Genomic DNA, 2,322 nt, shown 5'->3' with positions numbered 1-2,322 from the left:
TGCGGCCTGCACCGCTGATCTCGTAGTGGATCGTCCGCGACCCGCCGGCGAACTTGGGCTTGCCCGCCTTCCCCCTGAGCACCGTGGAGGCGTTCACCTCCGGCGGCACACCGGGCGTATAGGCGATGTGATCGTAGAACTGCTGCGCGCTCTCGAGGCCGACTCGCTCCGGCAGATGTTCGGGTGTGCGCCAGATTTGTAGGTAGGGGTCGGGTCAGGCGGCGGTGGTGCGGTGGATCTGGGTCCACAGGTCATCCCAGCGGTTGCTGGCGTCGTGGCAGCGCAGCGTGAGGATGCCGGTGGCGCCGGGCACGTTCCAGCGCATGCCGGAGAGTTTGAGGCGTTGGCCGATGACGGCGCGGCAGCCGGCCTCGACGGCGCCGGAGCCGACGAACAGACCGGATTTTCGGAACTGCGCGTAGCGCATCCGGTGCTGGTTGGTCTGGAAGTAGCCTAGGGTCTGGTCGACCTCGGCGGTCAGGGTGTCGGGCAGGGTGAGGCTGTGGGCGGCGTCGAGTAGCGCGGGGATGTCGCCGCGGTCGAGCTCGGCCAGCCGGTCGGCCAGCCAGCCGGCGTGGTCACCGTCGAGGGCCGGTGCCACCAGCCGGCCGAGCTCGTGGAGGTGTTCGCGGGCGTGGTAGAGGTCGACGATCTGGGTCGCGGAGGGAAAGTGCAGGGCGGCGAGGTTCCAGATCCAGGGGGCGCCGTCGCCGAGCACGACCGTGCGTCGGGCACCGGCGACGCCGCGACGGTCAGCTTCGGCGTAGGCCAGTGCGCCGAAGTCCTCGGCGGGGGCGAAGGTGGCGACGTAGCTGGACGAGTGGGGGTCGCGGACCGGCCGGCCGTCCTCGTCCAGTCCGCTCTGGGTGAACAGGCAAGCGAGCTTGGCCTCGCGGGTGGCCGCGTGTCCGTCGGACTGTTTGCCGCGGCGTCCCTGGGTCGCGGCGGGCACACAGGGCACCCCGGTGCCGTCCATGGCGACATACAGCGTGTCGATGGGTGCCCGGTCGGCGTCGAGGCGGGACAGCGTGCCGGCCACCACCGCGTCGGCCTGGGCTTGCACGGCGGCGGCGACCTGCTGGCCGTCGGCTTCGCGGAGCGTTCCACGCGTTTGGTGGTCAGCTCGATGCCGGCCAGCTCGGCCAGGTCCGCTCGTGCTTGGGCGAACGGTTTGCTGGCGGCGGTGCGTGCCACCATGCGGCGCAGCCCCGGCGACAGCGACGCGCCGGCCACCCCCAGCTCGCCATCGCGGGGTGCGGTGCCGGTGTGGCATGGGGTGCAGTGGTACCAGGCGCGCTGCAACGTGACCGGGCCCAGCACCGTGTCCAGATACTTGGCACGGTAGCTGACGAAGTCGGCCTGATGGCCGCCGCCGCAGTCGATGCGGGCGCCGCGATGACCGCGGTCGCCGGCCAGCAGCCCCTCCAGCAGCGCGCCGCCCAGCCCGGTCATCGCCGTGCGGATCGCACCCTCCAGGCTGCGCAGCCCCTCGGCCCCCGCGCCTGGGTCCAGCAGCCCTTGCGCCTAGGTGGCAAGCCTGGCGACCTCGGCGGCGAACTCGGCAGTCAGCTCGGCGACGAGCCCCCTTTTTCGGCGTCCGCCACTTCTGCCTCGCTGTGGTCGTCGGCCAGCGGCTGGAGGGGACGGGCTTCGCAGATCGCCTCGTTGACCTCCACGACCTGCCGGGAGAGCTCCACGAACTGTCGGTAGGCGGCGATCTCGCCGCGCACCTTGTCGACCTCCTCGGCGGTGAGCTGGCGGCCGGTGGTCTTGCCGCCGGGGTCTTTGCGGGTCCACATCACCCGCGGCCCGTGACCCGGATGGTCCTGACGGGCGCAGGCACAGTTGGGTTTGCCGCAGCGGCGGTATGACTCGGTCACCGACCCGCGCCGGAAGTCGTCGGTGGCGGCCAGCTGGTCGTACAGCCGGGTGCGCTGCTGCTCCAGGTCGTCCAGCTGCGGGTCGGTGTCCACACGTGCCTCCCTGTCTGACTGTAGATACTACATCCAGACTACGCGACGGGTAGGCCCAACCCCAGGATCTCGACCACACGCGTCTGCCCACTTCCGCGCCCAGACCCCCGACGGCACCCCCGACCAGACGCTGCCCCGACCCCGCCCCCGCCCGTCAGCTACCTACAGATCTGGCGCACACCCCAGATGTTCCCACAACTGGACGAACTTTCGATGGACGAGCACGCGGTAACCCGGTTTCTCCCCCGGCTTCCCTCCCGGTCGCCCCGCAGGCTGGTATGGCGAGTACGCGCCAGTCATGCAGGGCGCTCGACCGGCACGAAGTCGTTCCCATCGACCTCGGCGAGAA

2 protein-coding genes are annotated in these 2,322 nt (G+C 70.9%); both read right to left on the bottom strand.

The window, feature by feature from the left end:
- Positions 1 to 214: 214 nt before the first annotated feature.
- Positions 215 to 1,273, bottom strand: coding sequence for an ISKra4 family transposase (locus tag WD250_17260; GenBank protein ID MEX2621965.1), 1,059 nt, complete (start codon positions 1,271 to 1,273; stop codon positions 215 to 217).
- 292 nt (positions 1,274 to 1,565) lie between these two features.
- The gene (locus WD250_17255) at positions 1,566 to 1,973 is read right to left on the bottom strand and encodes a DUF6788 family protein (protein ID MEX2621964.1); all 408 of its coding nucleotides are present in this window, start codon (positions 1,971 to 1,973) and stop codon (positions 1,566 to 1,568) included.
- Positions 1,974 to 2,322 lie beyond the last annotated feature (349 nt).

It is taken from the genome of Egibacteraceae bacterium (assembly GCA_040905805.1).
Taxonomy (GTDB): Bacteria; Actinomycetota; Nitriliruptoria; order Euzebyales; family Egibacteraceae; genus DATLGH01.
The sequence above is the reverse complement of the archived record's forward strand: the minus strand, read 5'-3'. Positions and strand labels throughout refer to the sequence as shown.

Coding starts and splice junctions, on each gene's coding strand:
- WD250_17260 (MEX2621965.1), bottom strand. CDS start 1,273: ATGCCACACCGGCACCGCACCCCGCGATGGCGAGCTGGGGGTGGCCGG.